This window comes from Aurantimonas sp. E1-2-R+4, assembly GCF_036549515.1.
Lineage (GTDB): Bacteria > Pseudomonadota > Alphaproteobacteria > Rhizobiales > Rhizobiaceae > Aurantimonas > Aurantimonas coralicida_A.
The window spans coordinates 1-19,660 of sequence record NZ_JAZHLK010000065.1 but is presented as its reverse complement, the minus strand read 5'-3'; the positions used below and the strand labels follow the sequence as shown (position 1 = coordinate 19,660).

The window sequence follows — 19,660 nt, the reverse complement described above, 5'->3', positions numbered from 1 at the left end:
GGATTTCGAGAACCTGTCGCGCAACGCGCTCGCATTCCTCAAACTGGCGTCTATCCGCCTAATGCTGCGAAGGCTTTGTTCAAATTGAACAACTTTCCGGACCGACTCTTAGATTCACTGATGATCATGCGCTAGGCGCTCGAGGCCGCGAACGAGGCCGCGAACGAGGCGGCCATCGGCAGCGGCCGGACCTTCGACATCCTGGATCAGCTCGAAGATAACGACCTGGTGGTTGTGTTTACGGAAGAAGCGAGGGCGAAATCATCGAGGGCATCCGGCGCTGGGCTGGTTGCCTATGGAAGTCCTCGACAGAGGCTTCGGTCAGCTCGAGCTCAACCCGGCGGGCGGCGATGACTGCGCCCAGGTCAGCAACGGAACGGGTGGTCGATTGCTCTTAAAGGTCTCTCCGTCGCCCCCGTCCCCAAGAATTCGCAAACTCTAAGAATGATGGCAGCTTTCGCCCTAACAAACGCCGTTTGCCGCCAGTCTCCTCCCGGCCCCGACCACGCCAACAGTCAGGTGTTCCAGGAACGGCGGCTTTCGGAAAGCCGTCAAAGACTTGGAACGACAGAGATGGGTCGGAAGCGGCCTTCTCGAAACTTGCCGCATGGTTTGGGTCGTTCGGTGTCAGCCGGACGCGGTCGGTTCCGGCAGGGGACCGGGGGGCAACTCGCGAAGCGGCGCCGGACCGTCGCTCGTCTTGACATCCGCCTTGCAGAGATCGGCGATCACGCAGGCCTCGCAGTCGGGCTTGCGCGCCTTGCAGACATAGCGCCCGTGCAGGATCAGCCAGTGATGCGCGTGGCGGAGATACGCTTGCGGTATGACCTTCAAGAGCCCCGCCTCCACCGCTTCCGGCGTCGTGCCGGGGGCGAGCTTCAACCGGTTGCCGAGCCGCAGGATATGGGTGTCGACGGCGAGAGTCTCCTCGCCGAAGGCTGAGTTGAGCACCACGCTGGCGGTCTTGCGGCCGACGCCGGGAAGCGCTTCGAGCCCGGCGCGATCGCGCGGCACCTCGCCGCCATGCTGTTCCACCAGGGTCCGGGCCAGCGCCGCGACGTTCCTGGCCTTGTTGCGATAAAGCCCGATCGTGCGGATATGCTCGCGGATCGCGTCCTCGCCGAGGGCGGCCATCTTTTGCGGCGTGTCGGCGATCTGGAAGAGTCCGCGGGTCGCCTTGTTGACCCCGACATCGGTCGCCTGGGCCGACAGCACCACGGCGACGAGAAGGGTGAACGGGTTGGAATGTTCGAGTTCCCCCTTCGGCTCCGGCCGCTGCACGGCGAAGCGGCGGAAGACCTCCGCGATCTCGGCGCGCGTATAGGGAATGCGCCGCCGCCGGGCGGGTGGACGCTGCGCGGTTCGCCCTTGAGACGAAGCGCCGCTGCTCTTGCGCTTGACCAATCGGGGCGGTGGGACGATCTTTTCTGCCATGTCGGTCCTATAGCGATGCGAGAGCATGGGTGACAATTCCACGGTGAACCGAACCAGCGACCAGACGGCCGACCGGCCGATCTTCCAGGCTCTGCTGGTGCCCTATCGCTCGCTCGGCCCGCGCGGCTTCACGGTGGTGATGGCCTTCGTCGCTCTGGTGAGTCTGGCGACCAGTCTCGGCTTTCTCGCCAGGGGCGCTTGGCCGGTCGTCGGCTTTTTCGGTCTCGACGTCCTGCTGGTCTGGTGGGCCTTTCGCGCCAGCTTCCGGTCGGCGAAAGCGCGCGAGGAGGTGTCGCTGTCGCGCACCGATCTGGCGATCCGCAAGATCTCGCCGCGCGGCGTTGTGCGCGAGGCCCATCACAATCCGTTCTGGGCGCGGTTCCGGGTCGCCCGGCACGAGGAAATCGGCATCACCCGCATGAGCGTCGATTCCAACCGAATCTCCACGGAAATCGGCGGCTTCCTCAATCCCGACGACCGCGAGAGCTTCGCCCGCGAATTCCATCGCGCGCTGTTGACGGCGAAAGGTCGCTGAGACGGCGCTGGGCCGAAAATCGGGTGGCGGGCGGCGCGTGACCGTGATCTGACGGCAGGCGAAGGAGATCACACCATGCTTTCCATCGATGTCACCTCGGCCCAGCCCGCCGCTGTCCGGCATGCGCCCATGGCCGCCTCCACCGGCCTGTGCGACTACGACACCGTGCGCAGGACGATCGAGTTCATCTCGACCGAATATCGTCACCAGCCGAGCCTTGCCGAGATCGCCGGGGCACTCGGCAGCGACGAGGAGGCGCTGTCGGCGGTGTTCAAACGCTGGTCGGGGCTGACCCCGAAAGCGTTTCTGCAAGCCGTCACCATCGACCACGCCCGCCGTCTGCTCGGCGAGGGCGCCACATTATTCGACGCCGCCTTCGAGGTGGGCATGTCCGGCCCGTCCCGCCTGCACGACCTCTTCGTCAAGCACGAGGCGCTGTCGCCGGGCGCCTACAAGGCGAAGGGCGAGGGGGTCGCGCTCGACTACGGCTTTCATGCGACGCCCTTCGGCCTGTCGCTGGTGATCGCCACCGAGCGGGGGCTCGCGGGCCTCGCCTTCGCCGAGCCGGGCGCGGCGGGCGAGGCCGAAGCGCTCGACGACATGCGCCGGCGCTGGCCGAAGGCATCGTTTCGGCGCGATCAGGACGCGACCGCGCCGCTGGCCGCCCGCATCTTCGAGCCGTCCAACTGGCGCGCCGACCGGCCGCTCCGGGTCGTCATGATCGGCACGGATTTCGAAATCCGCGTCTGGGAAGCACTGCTGGACATTCCGGTCGGCGAGGCATCGACCTATTCGACCGTCGCGGAGCGGATCGGCGCGCCGAAGGCCGCCCGTGCCGTCGGCGCGGCGGTCGGGCGCAACCCGATCTCCTTCGTCGTGCCCTGCCACCGGGTGGTCGGCAAATCCGGCGCACTCACCGGCTATCACTGGGGCATTACCCGCAAGCGGGCCATGCTCGGCTGGGAATGCGGGCTGTTGGCGCGCGAGTGAGGGCGCCTCCGGTCCTCAGACGCGGCCGAGGGATGATGACCGCGCCAGCCGAACCGCGCGATCCATCCGTCAGATTTTGCCGTCGAGGCCCATCTGATAATATTTGTGGACGATCTTGTCCTGGTTCTCCAGCAGCCAGTCGATCGACGGTTCGTTCGTCATCGCCTTGCGGATCGCTTCCTTCATCCCCTTGCGGTGGATGTCGAAGAGCACCTTGTGGTCGAGATCCTTGATATCGACGATCGTCGGAGCCAGCCAGACCGAGCAGATGAGGCCGAGATCGTTGACCTGATCCTTGGGCAGGATGCCCTCGCGCACGGCGTCGAGCACGCCGTTGGCGATGGCGAACTGTACCGTGCCCATCAGGATCGAGGTGTATCGCGAATCCTTCACCGTCACCTTCGACACGCAAAGTGTGACCGGGCGAACCATGATGTCGGTATTGAGCAGCGCGAAAACGCGGCTGTGGCCCTTGACCTGATCGCCGGTGAGCGTGGCGAGGGCCGTTCCGACCGGGCCGTCGAGCGCCCCGATGACGACTTCCGGCTCGGCGGCTGTTCCGGGAGGGCCGCCGGCGACAAGGGCTTCGCCGGTGCGCAGGACGATACGGTCGGTCATGATCTCATACTCTCGCTGGTTCAGGCGCCCACCGCGCCCTAGCAGTTTCGGGCGCCGCGCTCAAATCCGCGGAGCGCGGCACCCGCCGCAATCGGCCTGATCCTAATCGGCGAGGACGGTCTTCTCCGCAACGGTGGAATCGGCGTTGAGCCGGTAGACGATCGGCACGCCGGTCGCGATCTCCTGATCGACGATCTCCTCGCCGGAGAGACCGTCCAGCGCCATGACCAGAGAGCGCAGCGAATTGCCGTGCGCGGCGACCAGCACCGTGCCGCCGGCGAGCACCTTCGGCAGGATATCGTGGATGTAATAGGGCCAGACCCGCGCGCCGGTGTCCTTCAGGCTCTCGCCGCCCGGAGGCGGGGTGTCGTAGGAGCGGCGCCAGACATGGACCTGCTCCTCGCCCCATTTCTTCCGCGCGTCGTCCTTGTTCAATCCGGACAGATCACCGTAGTCCCGCTCGTTGAGCGCGACGTCGCGGATCGTCTCCAGACCCGTCTGGCCGAGTTCCTCCAGCATCAGCGTCAGCGTGCGCTGGGCGCGGGAGAGTTCGCTGGTGAAGGCGATGTCGAAGGTGAAACCACCGGCCTTCAGCCGGCGGCCCGCGTCCTTGGCTTCCTCGACACCCTTGTCCGTCAGGCCGGGGTCCTTCCAGCCGGTGAAGAGGTTCTTCAAATTCCATTCGCTCTGGCCGTGGCGGACGAGGACGAGGGTTCGAGACATGGGAGAGCCTTTATTCGCAAGGGATGGAGGAAGGTTGCGGGTCGGCGGTGGTTAGTCCGCGAGCCCGAGAACGTCGCGCATGGTGTAGAGGCCGGGCGCCTGATTCTTGGCCCAGAGCGCGCCCCTCACAGCGCCACGCGCGAAGATCGCCCGGTCGGCCGCAAGATGGGAGAGTTGGATGCGCTCGCCCTCGCCGGCCAGGATCACCGAATGGTCGCCGACGACCGAGCCGCCGCGCAGCGTGGCAAAACCGATCGTGCCCGCCTCGCGTGGGCCGGTGTGGCCGTCGCGGGCCCGCACGCTGTTGTCCGCGAGCTTGACGTTGCGTCCCTTGGCGGCGGCTTCGCCGAGAAGCAGGGCAGTGCCGGAGGGGGCGTCTACCTTGTGCTTGTGATGCATTTCGAGGATTTCGATGTCGAATGCGTCCGGTCCGAGGGCGCGCGCGGCCTTTTCGACGAGACCGACGAGGAGGTTGACGCCGAGGCTCATATTGCCGGATTTGACGATGCGCGCGGTCTTCGCCGCGGCAGCGATTTCGGCTTCTTCCGCAGTTGAAAATCCGGTCGTGCCGATGACGTGGACCAGCCCGCGCTTGGCGGCGAGAGCGGCAAAGCCCGTCGAGGCGGCCGGCACGGTGAAGTCGATGATGCCGTCGGCGCCGTCGAGCGCGGTATTGACGTCGTCGCTGATCGTCACGCCGAGATGTCCGGCGCCGGCAAGCGTTCCCGCGTCATTGCCGAGTCCCGGCGAGCCGGAATGTTCGAGCGCGGCGTGCAGCCTGGCGCCGTCCGTCTCCATGATGATTTGGACGAGGGTTCGGCCCATGCGGCCGGCGGCGCCGAGGACGACCAGTTTCGTTTCGCTCATCTCAACTCCGAATTCCTTGTGCGGCGCATTGGATCGTCAGGCGCGCATCGTGTCGGCGATCGCCTCGGCATGGGGGCGGTCGGCATGCGTCTGGAGACCGTAGAAGCGGGCATAATGTCCATCCGGGCGTCCGACAAGTTCGCCATGGGTGCCGCGCTCGACGATCTCGCCGCCGTCGATGACCAGGATCTGGTCGGCGTTGACGATCGTCGACAGCCGGTGAGCGACGACCAGCACCGTGCGGTTGCGCATCGCCTGTTCGAGCGCCGTCTGGACCAGCGTCTCGGATCGGGTGTCGAGCGCCGAGGTCGCTTCGTCGAGAAGCAGGATCGGGGCGTTGCGCACCAGGGCGCGGGCGATCGACAGGCGTTGGCGCTGGCCGCCGGAGAGGGAGACGCCGTTTTCCCCGAGCGGCGTGTCGTAGCCTTTCTGCTGAGCGATAATGAATTCCTCGGCCTGGGCAAGCCGCGCCGCTTCGTCGATCTCCGCGTCGCTCGCGTCGGGGCGCCCGAGGCGGATGTTCTCGCGGATCGTGCCCTCGAAGAGATACGGCGTTTGCGGCACATAGGCGATTTTCGATCGCAGCGAGCTTTTGGTGATGTTTCGGATGTCCTGTCCGTCGATCAGGATACGGCCTTGCTCCACGTCGTAGAAGCGCTGCAACAGGGCGATGATGGTGGATTTGCCACCGCCCGACGCGCCGATCAGCGCCGTCGTCTTGCCGGCCGGCGCGGTAAAACTCAGGCCGCGCAACACCGGCTCGTTGCTGTGATAGGCGAAACCGACATCCTTAAAGACGATTTCGCCCTTCTCGACCACAAGGCCTTGGGCGTCGGCCGGGTCGGCCTGGCGCGGTTCGAGGTCGAGGATCTCGTAGATCATCTGCGCGTTGACGAGGGCGCGTTCGAGCTGGACCTGCAGCTTGGCGAGGCGGCGCGCCGGGTCGTAGGCGAGGAGAAGCGCAGTGATGAACGCGAACATCGCGCCGGGCGAATAACCGTAGGTGATAGCGCGGTAGCCGGAATAGGCGATGACGCCGGCAATGGCGATGCCGGCGACCACCTCGGTCACCGGCGTGGTCCGCTCGGTGATCACGGCGATCCTGTTGGAGCGCTCTTCCGCCGCCAGGATCAGATGTTCGATCCTCTCGCGCAGCGGCTTTTCCATGGTGAAGGCCTTGACCACGGTGATGCCCTGGGCGGCCTCCTGCATGGAGCCGAGTACGCGTGCGTTGAGGTCGATCGACTGGCGCGTCGCGACACGCAGCTTGCGTGCCAGCCCGGCGATCATCAGGGCGATGGGTGGGCCGGCGAGCAGGGCGATCAGCGACAGCAGCGGGTCCTGATAGACCATCACGAAGACCAGAAAGACCAGGGTCAGCAGATCGCGGGCGATCGAGGTGACGGTGAGATTCAGCGTGTCGCGAATGCCGGCGACGTTCTGGTTGATGCGCGCGGCCAGATGCGCCGAGCGGTTCTCGCCGAAGAAATCGACGGACAGGTCGAGGAGATGAGCGAACAGCCGCCGCTGATAGCGCGCGACGATGTTGTTGCCGATCCGCGCCAGGATGACGCCCTGACCGTAGGTCGCCAGACCGCGGATGGTGAATGCCAGGAAGATCACGATCGGCAGCGTGACGATCGCCGCGCGGTTCTGCAGGACGAAGATCTCATCGATCACGCTGCGCATGATCCAGGCGAGAAAGGCGGTGGACGCCGCGACGAGAACCAGACAGACGATGGCGATCGCGTACTGGCGCAGGAACAGCCGGCCGTTCTCTTCGATGATCCGCTTGAGCAGACCGGTAACCAGGCCGCGCTCGGTCGGTTTCGTCAGGGAGATCTTCGTGGTCGTCACGCCGGCGGCCGGCCCCGCTGTCTGTCGTTTCGTGATGGCTGCCCGGTCCTATAGAGCGCCAATGGTCCGATGCCTATCCGCGCACGGTGCAAGCAGCGGACGCAAGAGGTCAGTGAGACAATAATATCGCGCCGGTCGAATGCGGGAAAGCGACGTCAGTGCCGTCCCTGCCAGGCATGCGGCACATGCACCGGCCAGCGCCACGGCAGGATGGCGACGATATCGAAGCGCAGCGACAGGCGTGCGTGGTCGCGCTGCCGGGCGAGCCACAGATCGGCCGCCGCCTCGATCCGCCGCTGAGCCTCAGGCCCGACGGCGTCCATCGCCTCCGTCAATGTTCGCCTGACTTTGACCTCGACGATGGCGACGAGATCGCCGCGCCGCGCGATGAGATCGATTTCGCCGCGTTTGGTGCGATGGCGCACGGCGAGGATGCGATAGCCCGTGAGGCGCAGAGCCCACGCCGCGAGCCGCTCGCCGCGATGCCCCTTGCGAAAGCCCCGGCGCCGCTTTTCGGACGCCCCGGTCGGCGCTTTCACCGGCCATCCTTGAGGGTGAGCGCGCGTTGGTAGAGCTCGCGCCGGGGAAGGCCGGTGAGCCGGGCCGCCTCCTGCGCCGCCCTGGTCGGCTTCATCTCGGCCAGAAGCCCCAGGAGGATCGTGTCCGCGTCATCGCTCGTGGCGGCCGCCTCCGCGTCCGGCGGGGCGACGCAGACGACGATCTCGCCGCGGACCCGTTCCATAGCGGCGAATTCCACGGCCAATTCGGCCAGTGTGCCGCGATAGATCGTCTCGAAGGTCTTGGTCAGTTCGCGGCACACCGCGGCCTGCCGCGCGCCTAAAACCTCGGCCATGGCGGCGAGGCTGTCGGCGATACGATGCGGGGCTTCGAAGAAGACCAACGTGCCCGGAACCCGCGCGAGGTCCTGCAGCCGTGCGGCGCGCGCCTGTTCCTTCTGCGGCGGAAAGCCGCCGAAGAAGAAGGCGTCGGACGGTAATCCGGAGGCCAGCAGCGCGGCGAGCGCCGCCGAGGCGCCGGGGATCGGGATGACTGCAATGTTGCGTTCGATCGCCTCCCGGACGAGTCGGTAGCCAGGGTCCGAGACGAGGGGCGTGCCGGCATCGGAAACCACCGCGACCGACAGGCCCGCTTCGAGGTCGGCGAGGAGCGCCGCGCCGGCATTCTCGGCATTGTGCTCGTGATAGGCAAACATCCGCCGCCCGATGCCGAACCGGGCCAGGAGCTTCGCCGTGACGCGGGTGTCCTCGCAGGCGAGCCGGTCGGCCCCGGCGATGATCTCCAGCGCCCTGAGCGTGATGTCGCCGAGATTGCCGATCGGAGTGGCAACGAGATAAAGGCCCGGCTCGGGTCGCGGCGCCGTCCGTTCGACGTCATGGATGCGGTAGCGGCGGCTTGATGTGTCCGTCATTCAGGGACAGACCGCGATCCGGCGGTTTGGCGTTCGCTCAATCCGGGGTGTCCTCATATCGCTGTCCCGCGTAAAGTATTCGCAGGATAACCAAATGGTCGTCTTCGACCCGATAGGCGACCTGCACCCGGCGCTCGAACGAATAGGACCGAATCTCGGGGGCAATATCGGGTCTGGCACGGCCCTTTTCAGGAAACTCCGCCAGCTTTTGGCAAAATCCCTCGACTCGATCGAGGAAGCGAACCGCATTGGCCGGGCTGTCTTTTGCGATGAACTCGCCGATCGCATCGAGATCGCGTTCGGCATGAGGATCGAACCGGACGTCAAGTGGCATCACGTCCAGGCTTCGCTCCGCCGACATACTTCGCGCGCAATCGGTCGAACATTTCGCCTGCCGGTATCGATGGCTGCGGGTCGGCGAGTGCGGAAAGAACCTTCTTTCGCATCATCTCGTCGAGCGAAGCCTCTTCCCGCTCCAGCGCGCGCAAACCGGCCCTGACCACTTCGCTCGCGTCTCGGAATTCGCCTGTGCGAAGCTTGGCATCGACGATCGCCTGGTCCTCGCCCAACACGATCGTGAAGGAATTCGGGTGTTGCATGGCAAGAACTCCATCGACGCGGCAAAACGAATTTTAGCTGGCGACATCCCTCAAGTCGAGCTTCAGCCAATTCACAAGTCGTCACTCTTGGTTCTCACGCCAGATCGGCGACCACCGCGTCGAGGACGAGCATACCCGCCGGCGTCGCCCGGATGCGGTCGGGTCCGAGCCGCTCGACCATGCCGTGGGCGCGCAGGTCGGCCTCGCTGTTTGCGTCGATGTCGCGGCCGCTCAGCCGGCGCCAACGAGCCAGATCGATACCCTCGGTGAGCCGCAGCCCCATCAAGAGCAACTCGTCCGCCTCCTCGTCCGGTGCCAGCAAATCGTCGACGACGGCGCCGCTGTCCCATGACTCGACCATCTTCAGCCAGGTTTCCGGCAGCGGCTCGTTGGAGATCGCGTGGCGACCGTCCTCGCCCATCAGGCGCCCATGGGCGCCGGGTCCGACGCCAGCGTAAAGGCCGTAGCGCCAATAGGTCAGATTGTGACGGGATTCGGCGCCCGGCACCGCATGGTTCGAGATTTCGTAGGCCGGCAGGCCGCGCGCCGCGGTCAGACGCTGGGTCGCCTCGTAGAGTTCGGCCGACAATTCGCCGTCCGGAACCTTCAGCTTGCCGGATTTGTGCAGCGCGAAAAACGGCGTGCCCTCCTCGATCGTCAATTGGTAGAGCGACAAATGATCGGCGGCGAGATCGAGCGCACGGGTCAGTTCCGCCTCCCAGGCGTCGACGGTCTGGTCGGGTCGGGCATAGATCAGGTCGAAGGACAGACGCGGGAAGATCTCGCGCGCCAGGCCGATGGCGTGCAGTGCCTGCTCCACGTCATGCAGGCGGCCGAGCAGCTTCAGGTCGCGGTCGTTCAGCGCCTGGACGCCGAGCGATACCCGGTTGACGCCGGCCGCCCGGTAGCCGCGGAAACGCTCGGCCTCGACGCTCGACGGGTTGGCCTCCAGGGTGATCTCGGCGCCGTTCGCGATGGTCCAGTTGGCGGCGACGGCATCGAGGACCCGCGCGACCGTCGCCGGTTCCATCAGCGAGGGGGTGCCGCCGCCGAGGAAGATCGAGGTGACGGTTTGGCCGGCCGAGCGCCGTGCGGCGTCGGTCAGTTCCCGCTCGAAGGCCGCCGCGTAACGGGCCTGGTCGATCGGCCTGTGGCGAACATGGCTGTTGAAGTCGCAATAGGGGCATTTGGCCGCGCAGAACGGCCAATGCACATAGACGCCGAAGCCGGGCTCGCGAGGCGCCGGATCGAAGGCGAGGATGTCGCCGGTTGGGCGGCTCTGCTCCGTCATTCGACTCCGAGCGCGTCGCGCGCGAATTTCTGGAACGCCCGTGCCCGGTGCGAGAGCGCCGTTGGCTGGCCGGGTTTCCAGGCATGTTTTTCCAGCGACATCATCTCGCCGAAGGTACGGTCCTGGCCCTCAGGAAGAAAGATCGGATCGTAGCCGAAGCCGAGCGTGCCGCGCGGTGGCCAGACAATGGTGCCGTCCACTTCGCCGCGGAACAAATGCGTCTTGCCGGACGGTCGCGCCAGACAGAGGACCGCGACGAACCGCGCCCGACGCTTGTCGGGCGTCGTTGCCCCGGCGGCCTGCAGCTTTTCCTCGACATTGCGCATCGCCATGGCGAAATCCCGCTCCGGTCCACCCCAGCGCGCCGAATAGATGCCGGGATCGCCCCCGAGCGCGTCGACGACGAGGCCCGAATCGTCCGAAAGCGACGCAACGCCTGTTGCCCGCATAGCTGCCAGCGCCTTTATCTCGGCGTTTGCCTCGAATGTGGTGCCGGTTTCTTCCGGATCGTCGAGGTTCTGGTCCTTCGCCGACGTCACATCGAAGCCCAAGGGCTCCAGCAGTTCGCGGAACTCCCAGATCTTGCCGACATTGTGGCTGGCGACGAGAAGCGGCCCGTCATTCGGGTCGATCAGTTTCACCGGGCGGCCTCGAGCACCGCGCGCTGCATCGCCACGAGGTCGCCGATGCCGTTGCGGGCCAGTCCCAGAAGGGCCGTGAACTCGGCCTCCGAAAACGGCGTGCCCTCGGCCGTGCCCTGGATCTCGACGATGCCGCCGGTGCCGGTCATGACGAAATTGGCGTCGGTCTCGGCAGCCGAATCCTCCAGATAATCGAGGTCGAGAACCGGCGTGCCCTTGTAGATGCCGCAGGAGATCGCCGCGACATGATCCGTCAGCACCTTGTCGCGCTTGACCATCGAGCGGGCCTCCATCCAGCCGAGACAGTCGGCGAGCGCCACGAAGCCGCCGGTGATCGCTGCCGTGCGCGTGCCGCCGTCGGCCTGAATGACGTCGCAATCGACGGTAATCGACCGTTCGCCGAGCGCTTGCAGATCGACGACCGCGCGCAGCGAGCGCCCGATCAGGCGCTGGATCTCCTGGGTGCGGCCGGACTGCTTGCCGCTGGCGGCCTCGCGGCGCATGCGCTCGCCGGTGGCGCGCGGCAGCATGCCGTATTCGGCGGTCACCCAGCCCTTGCCGGAGTTCTTCAGCCAGCCGGGCACCCGCTCTTCCAGGCTCGCGGTGCACAGCACATGGGTGTCGCCGAACTTGACGAGACAGGAGCCTTCCGCGTGGCGTGAAAAATCGCGCTCGAGGCTGACGAGCCTCAACTGGTCGCCGGCGCGTTTCGATGGGCGCATGATGCCGTCCTGAATAATAGTCTTTGAAAGAAGGCGAATAACCGCCACGGGTTGTGCCGGGCTTGTACCGGCCATGCGGCGAGGCGGCAAGCCGGGCACATCGAGAGAACGGCATTGCGGCTTGGCTCCGCCGGCCGGGACACCTATAGTTAGATGGTGCCCGAAGCGAACACCCAATCATGACCGAATTCCGCTTGCCAGTCAGCGACTTGGTCGCCGCAACCCCACTGGGTCTCGACGAGCGGACGCGTGACATCTTCCGGCTGATCGTCGAGAGCTATCTGGACATCGGCGAGCCGGTCGGCTCGCGCATGTTGTCGAAGCTCTTGAGCAACGCGCTGTCGCCGGCCTCGATCCGCAACGTGATGAGCGATCTGGAGGCGCTCGGCCTCATCTACGCCCCGCATGTCAGCGCCGGGCGGCTGCCGACCGAGCTCGGCCTGCGGTTTTTCGTCGACGCGTTTCTGGAGGTCGGCGATCTCGGCGCCTCCGAGCGCGAGGAGATCGAGGAAAAGGTCCGGTTGTCCGGCGACGGAAGGCCGTTCGATTCGCTGCTGACCGAGGCGAGCAATCTCTTGTCCGGCCTGTCGCGCGGCGCCGGCATCGTGCTGACCGCCAAATCCGACCTGCGGCTGAAACATATCGAGTTCATCCGGCTGGAGCCGACCAAGGCGCTGGCGGTGCTGGTCGGCGCCAATGGCGAGGTCGAAAACCGCATCCTCGACCTTCCGGCCGGGATCACTGCCTCGCAGCTCATTGAGGCCGGCAATTTCCTCAATGCCCATGTGGTCGGGCGGACGCTCGGCGAGGCCAGCGAGCGCATCGCCCGGCTGAAGGACGAGACGGCGAACGCCCTCGACGTCCTGTCGCGCGAGCTCGTCGACAAGGGCCTCGCCGTCTGGTCCGGTGCCTCCGCCGATCAGCCGGCGCGGCTGATCGTGCGTGGCCGGGCCAATCTTTTGGAAAACGTCACGGCGGCCGAGGATCTGGACCGCCTGCGCCTCTTGTTCGACGATCTGGAGACCAAAAGCGGCATCATCGAGCTGCTCGGCCTTGCCGAAACCGGCAACGGCGTGCGCATCTTCATCGGCTCGGAGAACAAGCTGTTCTCGCTGTCGGGTTCGTCGCTGGTCGTCGCGCCCTACAGGGGTGGCACGGAAAACGTCATCGGCGCGGTCGGCGTCATCGGCCCGACCCGGCTCAACTACAAGCGCATCGTGCCGATGGTCGATTATACCGCGCGTATCGTCTCCCGACTGCTCGCCAAGGGCTCTGCCGCGCGCGAGGCTTGATTTCTGCGCCCGTCAATTCGATATGCGGCCTCGATAATGATTTTCCGCCGCAATCCGCGCTCGCCCTCCCACGAGCCGAAGAGAAGCGTGTTGCGGCGCGCGACTGAGATGAGGTGAAGGACGGATGGCAAGCGAGAAAGACAGGCGCACTCAGGGTGTCTACCGCAGCGAGGCGGCGGAAGCCGCGGCGGCCGACAGGGCGGCGATGGCGGAAACCGAGCGAGGCGCGGCCAACGCCAACGCCGATGACGAGTTCGCCGCGGATGCCGCGAGCGGCTTTGCCGATGCGGATGCGGCGGCCGACGCCGATGCCGCCCGCATCGCCGATCTCGAGGCCGAGAATGCCGACGTCAAGGATCGCCTGCTGCGGCTTGCCGCCGACATGGAAAATCTGCGCCGGCGCACCGAGCGCGAGATCAAGGACGCGCGCACCTACGCCGTCACCAGCTTCGCCCGCGAGATGCTGTCGGTCGCCGATAATCTGCGCCGCGCCATCGAGGCGGTTCCGGCCGAGGCCAAGGAACACGGCGACGATGGCCTCAACGCCCTGATCGACGGCATCGAGGTGACCGAGCGCGGGCTGCTGGGCACGCTCGAAAAGCATGGCGTGAAGAAGCTCGATCCGGAGGGCCAGCGCTTCGATCCGCATTTCCATCAGGCGATGTTCGAGGTGCCGAACCCGGAGGTCCCCAACAACACCGTCGTCCAGGTGGTGCAGGCGGGCTATGCGATCGGCGACCGGGTGCTGCGGCCGGCAATGGTCGGCGTCGCCAAGGGCGGGCCGAAGCAGGGCCAGCCGAAGCCGGACGAGACGGCCGAGGCCGGCACCGCGGGCGACGCGGCGTAATCAGGCGGCGTTCAAAACGCGGGCGGTTTCCGTCCCGCCGCGCGGTAGGCGGCGGTCAGCGTGTTGGCCATCAGCATGGCGATGGTCATCGGCCCGACGCCGCCCGGCACCGGCGTGACCGCCGCGGCCTTTTCGGTGGCCGAGGCAAAGGCGACGTCGCCGACGAGGCGCGTCTTCGGCTTGCCGTCGTCACCGAGGCCCTTTTCCGGCGCGGCGATCCGGTTGATGCCGACGTCGATGACGACGGCGCCCGCCTTCACATAGTCGCCGGTGATCATCTCGGGCCGCCCGACGGCCGCGACCAGAATGTCGGCGCCCCGGCAGACGGCGGGAAGGTCCTTGGTGCGCGAATGGGCGATGGTCACCGTCGCGTTGGCGGCGAGCAGCAGCTGCGCCATCGGCTTGCCGACGATGTTGGAGCGGCCGACGACGACGGCCGTCTTGCCCGACAAATCGTCGCCGAGGATGTCGCGGATCAGGATCATCGAGCCGGCCGGCGTGCAGGGCACGAAGGCCGTGTCGAGGGCGCCGGTCGAGAGGCGGCCGACATTGACGAGGCCGAAGCCGTCGACATCCTTGTCCGGCGCGATCGCCTGAATCACCTTGGCCTCGTCGATCTGATCGGGGAGCGGCAATTGCACCAGAATGCCGTGGATGGTCGGGTCGGCGTTGAGCTCGCGGATCTTGCCGAGCAGCGCGGCCTCGCCGATCTCGGCGCCCAGCACATGCTTGACTGATTTGAAGCCGCAGTCCTTGGCGGTCCGCGCCTTGGAGCCGACATAGACCTGGCTGGCCGGGTCCTCGCCGACGATGACGACGGCCAGCCCCGGCTCCATGCCGGTCTCGGTGGTGAGCGCGTCGGCCGCGCGCTTCACCTCCTCGATGATCCGCGCCGCGCGCGCCTTGCCGTCGATCCGCTGTGCCGTCATGTCTGCCGCTCCCCCAAATGCCGGTGCCGACAGGGTTCTTAGGGCAGATCGAGGGTGCGGGGAAAGGGTGTGGGGAAAGGGGCGGCGGAAAGCGGCGATCGCCATCACCCCATGCGCGCGGCGATCGCCCGGCCGGCGGCGACGCCCGATGACCAGGCCCACTGGAAATTGTAGCCGCCGAGCCAGCCGGTCACGTCGACGGCTTCGCCGATGGCGTAGAGGCCCGGAACACGGCGCGCCTCCATGGTCTTGGAGGAGAGTTCCGCCGTGTCGATCCCGCCCGCCGTCACTTCGGCCTTGGCAAAGCCTTCGGTTCCCGTCGGGCGGAAGGTCAGCCGCGTCAGGGTTTCGGCCGCGTGATCGAGCTCGGCATCCGCGATATTGCCGAGCTCCCTGGCGATGTCGATGCGGGCGGCGAGGGCCTCGGCCAGCCGGTTCGGAAGGCGCTCGGCCAGAGCCGCTTTCATATGCGCGCGCGGCATCCGCCGTTTGGCGCCGCGCAGCATCTCGGCGGATGCCGCGACCAGGGTGAGCGCGATGGTCTCGCCGGGTTTCCAGTAGGACGAGATCTGCAGGATGGCCGGCCCCGAAAGCCCTTTGTGCGTGAACAGCGCGGCCTCCTCGAAGGCCGTGTCGCCGACGCGCGCCACGGCCGGGCAGGACACTCCTGAAATCTCCCGGAACAGCCTCTCGTCCGGACCGAGGGTCAACGGCACGAGCGCCGGACGTGGCGTGACGACATTGAGGCCGAAGCGCCGGGCGATCTCATAGGCCTTGCCCGTCGCGCCCATTTTCGGGATCGAGGGGCCGCCCGTCGCGATGACCAGTTGCGGCGCCGTCGCATTGGCGACCCGGAAGCGCCCGTCGGCGTGGCTGATCTCGCCGATATCCGTGGACAGCCGGATCTCGACGCCGCCGCGTTGGCATTCGCCCACGAGCATCTCAACGATCTGCCGCGCGGACCCGTCGCAGAACAGCTGTCCGAGGGTCTTTTCGTGCCAGGCGATGCCGTGCTGCTCGACCAGCGCGAGGAAATCCCACTGGGTGTAGCGGCTGAGCGCGGATTTGGCGAAATGCGGGTTCTCGGACAGGAAGCACGCGGGCTCGGTCTCCCGGTTGGTGAAATTGCACCGCCCGCCGCCCGAGATCAGGATCTTCTTGCCCGGCTTGTCGGCATGATCGATGACGCAAATCCGCGCGCCGGCCTTGCCCGCGGTCGCCGCGGCCAGGAGACCCGCGCCGCCCGCGCCGAGGATGATCGCATCGTAGTCCATGTCGGCCTTTTACTGCGGCGCGATGACCGCGTGAAGCGCGCGATGGCCTTGACCCGATCGATGGCGTCGTACGCTCCATCGCGTTCGTGAGTAAAGGGCTCGGCAGCCTCACGGCCTATCCCACGATCCCGCCGAAGGGGGAATACGAGCGCACGGATATCGGAGAGGAATTGCTGGTGGCACGCGATGCGCTCGGCTCGTGGGCGCTGGCGAAGCATGGCCGGGCGACTGCGGCCCGTGCGACCCATGACGGACGCGGGGGTGAGGAGGCCGCAGAGCAAGGGACTCGTCCGCTTCGCGCCCAATGTCGGACCTTCGCTGCTTCTCAAGGCCTTCCCGAAAGCGGTCGTTCGTTGCGAAGTGTGTTAAGGTCAACGGAGCGCGGAGAGCGGACCTTGGCTGCGGTAGCTTCCGAGGTCCGCGCAGCGGAAAATGTGGGTGTTCGACACAACAACGAACAATCCGCCGTTCGTGGGGCGCCGCATGCGGTCTCGTTGTCGGCGTAGTCCTGTCAGCGTGTTTTTCTGGAACTGATCTTCTTGTGCGACACCCTCCGGGCGCGGCTTGCGACTCTTGGTGGTCGCCGCCACGCCCTCCCGAGTCGCAAGATAGCAGATGTGGAGCGAACGATGAGTGGTAGCCTCTACCCGCCTTTGCATGTTCAGCGTCGATCAAAGGGCAACAAACCGGAAATGGGGGGGGCGTTAACGCCCGGTCCGCTTGCGGACTTGCTGGATTGTTTGCCTGACAAGGTTGCTAAACCTGCGGTTGCCGCGTCGCTCGTTGATGTCGAGAGAACGGTTCAACAAGTCCAGTGCCTTCTGCGCGTCGCGCCGCTCAATGGCCAACGCATAGCTGCGGAGCACCTGGGCGACATGATTGTCTCTGTCGAGCTTTTCTCCAAGTTCGAGGCTTTCCTCGAAAATGCGCTCCGCTTCCTCCAACCGCCCATCCTGCCTGCTCAGGAGATTGGCGAGGCTATGAAGGGTCTGGGCGACATGGAAACGGTTGTCGAGGCTTTCGCCAATTTCGATGCTCTCACGATAGGCCTTCTCCGCCTCGTCCCAGCGCCCAGCCTGCCTGCTCAGGAGATTGGCGAGGCTATGAAGGGTCTGGGCGACATGGAAACGGTTGTCGAGGCTTTCGCCAATTTCGATGCTCTCACGATAGGCCTTCTCCGCGTCTTCCCAGCGCCCAGCCTGCCTGCTCAGGAGATTGGTGAGGCTATGAAGGGTCTGGGCGACGCCGAAACGGTCTCCAAGGCTTTGGAGCATTTCGATGCTCTCACGATAGGCCTTCTCCGCCTCGTCCCAGCGCCCAGCCTGCCTGCTCAGGAGATTGGCGAGGNATTTCGATGCTCTCACGATAGGCCTTCTCCGCCTCGTCCCAGCGCCCAGCCTGCCTGCTCAGGAGATTGGCGAGGCTATGAAGGGTCTGGGCGACATGGAAACGGTTGTCGAGGCTTTCGCCAATTTCGATGCTCTCACGATAGGCCTTCTCCGCCTCGTCCCAGCGCCCAGCCTGCCTGCTCAGGAGATTGGCGAGGCTATGAAGGGTCTGGGCGACGCCGAAACGGTTGCCGAGCACTTCTCCGATCTCGATGGCCCGATGCAGTTTTCTTTCTGCATCATCAGAGCGCCTCGGAGGAAGACTGTTTGCAACAAGGTGCAGTGAAATTTCAACTTCACGCTTTTCCAAATCCGTTTCGGCGATTTTCTCGAAAAGCGGCATCGCCTCTTTTTTGCGACCTTGCCGAAGCATTACCCAAGCACGCAAAAAGGTCGTCTCGATCTGCCCTTCTGGTATGACGCCCGTCTGTTCCTGCTCCTCAACCAGTTTCGCGCCGAGCCATTGCGCGCCATTGAATGAACCCCGCGACGCGCGGCTGTAATGCTCCAAAGCCGCATCAGTATCGCCGGACCCGGCCAGGTGATAGGCGAGCCCAGCCTCCGAGAACAGATAAGTCGGGACTGTTCTGCCCGCCTCATCGCGGAGATCAGTTTTCCCTCCCAGCTCCGCCAGATAGCGATGCACCGAATGCTTTGCATCCGAGGGCAGCAAATCCGAGCGAACGAGTTCATCCCGCAGTTCGTGATTGAGGTTCCATTCACTGTTTCTTGGCTCCGTCAAGCCGGAGTATTTGAACGCGGACAGGAACCGCTCTGCGCTCAATCCCGGAACAGGCACCTTGTCGTAAATGGCCCGCGCAACCTCATCTGTCAGGCTTTCCGCACAAGCCAGGGCCGCGAGCGTTTCTGCAACGCCGTCCGGTGCACCTTGAAGGAATTCTTCAAGCACGCTCACGGTCAAACACAGCCTTTCTTGGCAGCGTTGAACATGATCGTGCTGGAAAGGCTCATATGCAGCCTTCTTACAGAATACGAGTTGCTGCCGACAATAGAGCCTGCGGCCTTGGACGCTTCATCAGCATTGTACCCCTCACGGGTCGTCAAAATCTCGATAATATCATTGTATACCTCATCCTGTCTGGCTTCATCGGTCTCGATGTCATGGGGAAGCCTGAACGCCACATTCGGTGCAGGCGCGTCATCGTGCGGTACTTGCCCGCACTGACGCCCAACATAGTAGATCAGCGAAAGGTTGTCTCCTCCGGCATCCCGAAGACCTGCGTTCCAAATTGTCTTCCAGATTCTGCCTTGATCGTGGCGTTTCATATCATTGATAATCAGCATGAAGTGGCCGCCGTTCTCGACGAACTTCTTCATTGCGTCGCATACGAGCCCGAGACGATATTCAACCCCCTTCGGCGATGCATCCATTCCATTCACGATCACGGAGTCAGAAATATTGATGTCTATGTCGCCACCGGCGTGATTTCCTGATGCGACATCACCGACGGAACTTTGTGCCTGTTTCCAGTCGACTTGGACACCGGACTCTTCGAGTTTCCGTGCGACTGCAAAAATCTGGTCATCGACGGTAAAGGTCGTGCTCCACTCATCATCAAGTCGCAGAGAAAGCCAGTGGCAGTTGGCATTCCCACGTTGAAACTGTTCCTTGATGAAATGATTGAACTTGTCCACAGCCGCATCTTCCGACTCAAAGTCGATCCGAACGACGCCCGGCTGCCCGTCGAAATAGGGATTGAGCTTATTGGCTTCTCGCAGCCAGTCCAAACGAAAATGCGCGTGCGTCATTCTGTCAAAGGTCGCTATCAGAGATTTTGATCTTGGTATTGCCGCCAGATTCGTTCTGGGAAGCAATATTTCCTGACCCACCCTTCGCTTTCAATTTATCAATTTCAATATAAAGGTCTTTCTTAGATTTATTTCCTACGCCGATGGAGCGCGGCTTTTTCGGAGAGTCAGATTGTAACCAGTTCAAAACAAAGGTTATGCAAATAACAATCACGAATACCAAAGCCGTCGCAGTTATTCTCCAAGCTTCATCGATCCCTAAGAGCATCGGCTCCACGACAAAAAACACCAGAGCAGCGGCGAAGCTTATTAGAACTCCGATAACAACTTGCATTTCAACCCCTGAGAGTCGGTCCGGAAAGTTGTTCAATTTGAACAAAGCCTTCGCAGCATTAGGCGGATAGACGCCAGTTTGAGGAATGCGAGCGCGTTGCGCGACAGGTTCTCGAAATCC

The 19,660-nt window shown here is 64.7% G+C and carries 22 protein-coding genes; 4 read left to right on the top strand and 18 right to left on the bottom strand.

Annotation, left to right across the window (positions count from 1 at the left end; translation table 11 throughout):
* Positions 1-627 precede the first annotated feature (627 nt).
* Positions 628-1,434 carry an endonuclease III gene (gene nth / locus VQ045_RS19610; protein ID WP_331831307.1) on the bottom strand — a complete coding sequence of 269 codons (807 nt, stop codon included), beginning with the start codon at positions 1,432-1,434 and terminating at the stop codon, positions 628-630.
* Positions 1,435-1,459: 25 nt separating this feature from the next.
* Here nth and VQ045_RS19605 point away from each other — a divergent pair, with 25 nt between their 5' ends.
* Together VQ045_RS19605 and VQ045_RS19600 are read left to right on the top strand one after the other, a co-directional pair.
* A complete protein-coding gene (locus VQ045_RS19605) occupies positions 1,460-1,969 on the top strand; it encodes a DUF2244 domain-containing protein (RefSeq protein WP_331831306.1) in 510 nt (169 codons plus the stop codon).
* A 129-nt stretch (positions 1,970-2,098) separates the two neighbouring features.
* Complete coding sequence (locus VQ045_RS19600) at positions 2,099-2,959, top strand: bifunctional helix-turn-helix domain-containing protein/methylated-DNA--[protein]-cysteine S-methyltransferase (RefSeq protein ID WP_331831309.1); 861 nt, start codon at positions 2,099-2,101, stop codon at positions 2,957-2,959.
* Positions 2,960-3,028: 69 nt separating this feature from the next.
* On the opposite strand, the gene fae is transcribed toward VQ045_RS19600, so the two are convergent.
* From fae to rph, 11 genes are all read right to left on the bottom strand, one after another.
* Entirely contained in the window at positions 3,029-3,577 is a 549-nt protein-coding gene (gene fae, locus VQ045_RS19595; RefSeq protein ID WP_331831305.1) for a formaldehyde-activating enzyme, read from the bottom strand.
* A 102-nt stretch (positions 3,578-3,679) separates the two neighbouring features.
* On the bottom strand, positions 3,680-4,300 hold the full coding sequence (locus tag VQ045_RS19590) for a 2,3-bisphosphoglycerate-dependent phosphoglycerate mutase (RefSeq protein ID WP_331831304.1): 621 nt from the start codon (positions 4,298-4,300) through the stop codon (positions 3,680-3,682).
* 51 nt (positions 4,301-4,351) lie between these two features.
* Positions 4,352-5,167, bottom strand: a complete 816-nt coding sequence (dapB, locus tag VQ045_RS19585; RefSeq protein WP_331831303.1) for a 4-hydroxy-tetrahydrodipicolinate reductase — start codon at positions 5,165-5,167, stop codon at positions 4,352-4,354.
* A 36-nt stretch (positions 5,168-5,203) separates the two neighbouring features.
* A complete protein-coding gene (locus VQ045_RS19580; RefSeq protein ID WP_327624288.1) occupies positions 5,204-7,024 on the bottom strand; it encodes an ABC transporter ATP-binding protein in 1,821 nt (606 codons plus the stop codon).
* A 155-nt stretch (positions 7,025-7,179) separates the two neighbouring features.
* Complete coding sequence (locus VQ045_RS19575) at positions 7,180-7,563, bottom strand: YraN family protein (RefSeq protein ID WP_327624289.1); 384 nt, start codon at positions 7,561-7,563, stop codon at positions 7,180-7,182.
* Entirely contained in the window at positions 7,560-8,453 is an 894-nt protein-coding gene (rsmI, locus tag VQ045_RS19570; RefSeq protein WP_331831302.1) for a 16S rRNA (cytidine(1402)-2'-O)-methyltransferase, read from the bottom strand. Before rsmI ends, VQ045_RS19575 begins: the two co-directional genes overlap by 4 nt.
* 37 nt (positions 8,454-8,490) lie before the next feature.
* A complete protein-coding gene (locus VQ045_RS19565) occupies positions 8,491-8,787 on the bottom strand; it encodes a type II toxin-antitoxin system RelE/ParE family toxin (RefSeq protein WP_327648780.1) in 297 nt (98 codons plus the stop codon).
* Positions 8,777-9,052: a ribbon-helix-helix domain-containing protein gene (locus tag VQ045_RS19560; protein WP_327624293.1), complete on the bottom strand. Its 276-nt coding sequence runs from the start codon at positions 9,050-9,052 to the stop codon at positions 8,777-8,779. The genes VQ045_RS19565 and VQ045_RS19560 overlap by 11 nt, the downstream gene beginning before the upstream one ends.
* 94 nt (positions 9,053-9,146) lie before the next feature.
* Positions 9,147-10,343: a radical SAM family heme chaperone HemW gene (hemW, locus tag VQ045_RS19555; protein WP_327624294.1), complete on the bottom strand. Its 1,197-nt coding sequence runs from the start codon at positions 10,341-10,343 to the stop codon at positions 9,147-9,149.
* Entirely contained in the window at positions 10,340-10,984 is a 645-nt protein-coding gene (gene rdgB, locus VQ045_RS19550) for an RdgB/HAM1 family non-canonical purine NTP pyrophosphatase (protein ID WP_327648779.1), read from the bottom strand. The genes hemW and rdgB overlap by 4 nt, the downstream gene beginning before the upstream one ends.
* Positions 10,981-11,706, bottom strand: coding sequence for a ribonuclease PH (gene rph, locus VQ045_RS19545; RefSeq protein ID WP_331831301.1), 726 nt, complete (start codon positions 11,704-11,706; stop codon positions 10,981-10,983). The genes rdgB and rph overlap by 4 nt, the downstream gene beginning before the upstream one ends.
* Before the next feature lie 179 nt (positions 11,707-11,885).
* On the opposite strand from rph, the gene hrcA reads away from it, so the two are divergent.
* Both hrcA and grpE read left to right on the top strand, forming a co-directional pair.
* A complete protein-coding gene (gene hrcA / locus VQ045_RS19540) occupies positions 11,886-12,998 on the top strand; it encodes a heat-inducible transcriptional repressor HrcA (protein WP_327648777.1) in 1,113 nt (370 codons plus the stop codon).
* 205 nt (positions 12,999-13,203) lie between these two features.
* Entirely contained in the window at positions 13,204-13,845 is a 642-nt protein-coding gene (grpE, locus tag VQ045_RS19535; protein WP_442879910.1) for a nucleotide exchange factor GrpE, read from the top strand.
* Between the two features lie 11 nt (positions 13,846-13,856).
* Here grpE and folD read toward each other — a convergent pair whose 3' ends face one another.
* The 6 genes from folD to VQ045_RS19505 form a co-directional block, all read right to left on the bottom strand.
* Positions 13,857-14,774 (bottom strand): bifunctional methylenetetrahydrofolate dehydrogenase/methenyltetrahydrofolate cyclohydrolase FolD, encoded by a 918-nt coding sequence (folD, locus tag VQ045_RS19530; RefSeq protein ID WP_331831299.1) that lies wholly within the window; start codon positions 14,772-14,774, stop codon positions 13,857-13,859.
* Positions 14,775-14,878: 104 nt separating this feature from the next.
* Positions 14,879-16,048, bottom strand: a complete 1,170-nt coding sequence (locus VQ045_RS19525) for an NAD(P)/FAD-dependent oxidoreductase (protein WP_331831298.1) — start codon at positions 16,046-16,048, stop codon at positions 14,879-14,881.
* A 704-nt stretch (positions 16,049-16,752) separates the two neighbouring features.
* On the bottom strand, positions 16,753-17,412 hold the full coding sequence (locus tag VQ045_RS19520; protein ID WP_331831297.1) for a tetratricopeptide repeat protein: 660 nt from the start codon (positions 17,410-17,412) through the stop codon (positions 16,753-16,755).
* Positions 17,333-17,779 (bottom strand): tetratricopeptide repeat protein, encoded by a 447-nt coding sequence (locus VQ045_RS22100; RefSeq protein WP_442879909.1) that lies wholly within the window; start codon positions 17,777-17,779, stop codon positions 17,333-17,335. Before VQ045_RS22100 ends, VQ045_RS19520 begins: the two co-directional genes overlap by 80 nt.
* Before the next feature lie 575 nt (positions 17,780-18,354).
* Positions 18,355-19,206 (bottom strand): hypothetical protein, encoded by an 852-nt coding sequence (locus VQ045_RS19510; protein WP_331831296.1) that lies wholly within the window; start codon positions 19,204-19,206, stop codon positions 18,355-18,357.
* A gap of 4 nt (positions 19,207-19,210) precedes the next feature.
* Positions 19,211-19,660, bottom strand: a 450-nt coding sequence (locus tag VQ045_RS19505) for a hypothetical protein (protein WP_331831295.1), incomplete at its 5' end; no start/stop codon positions are given.